1 pseudogene is annotated in these 559 nt (G+C 47.2%); it reads left to right on the forward strand.

The annotated features are described in order from the left end of the window. Positions 1–275 precede the first annotated feature (275 nt). Positions 276–386, forward strand: a pseudogene (locus tag G5193_RS21720) (gamma carbonic anhydrase family protein); the annotation flags it as partial. Positions 387–559: the final 173 nt, after the last annotated feature.

The following is a 559-nucleotide window of genomic DNA, read 5'->3' on the forward strand; positions in this document are numbered from 1 at the left end:
AAGAGCGACGCAACAGTGTGTTGCTGCGGGAGTGGAATTCTACTCAACCGCCTTCTCGAGTCAAGCCTTATTTTCAAAGGCTTTTCGAGGTTACCGACGAGGTTGTTTGCGTTGCCGCTTGCCGTGTCGATGGAGGCGCATTATAGGGAACAGATTCTTTCTGGCAACCCCTCATCGGCAATAAAATTGCAAAAAATAGCACTTTTTTAGTTATTCATCTCCAACCACAGCTTTTATACAAACTTATCCACAGAAACCAATTCAGGATTGCTAGAATGGCCGAAAACAAGGAGGCCAAGATGGACTTGCGACTGAGACCCTACAAGGGAAAACGTCCGCAATTGGGCAAATGGGTATATGTAGGGCGATATCAGCTGGCTGACGATGTTCACGCCAAGTGATCCAACCATTAACCATTCACCACTCAGCAGTGGTTTGGGAACAGCGCTTACTTCTATAGAAGAACATATAGGTGAATGATGAGTTGAGGCAGTTGAGGCAGTTGAGGCAGTTGAGGCAGTTGAGGCAGTTGAGGCAGTTGAGGCAGTTGAGGCAGTTG

The organism is Aeromonas sp. 601027 (assembly GCF_049174455.1).
GTDB lineage: Bacteria > Pseudomonadota > Gammaproteobacteria > Enterobacterales > Aeromonadaceae > Aeromonas > Aeromonas veronii_A.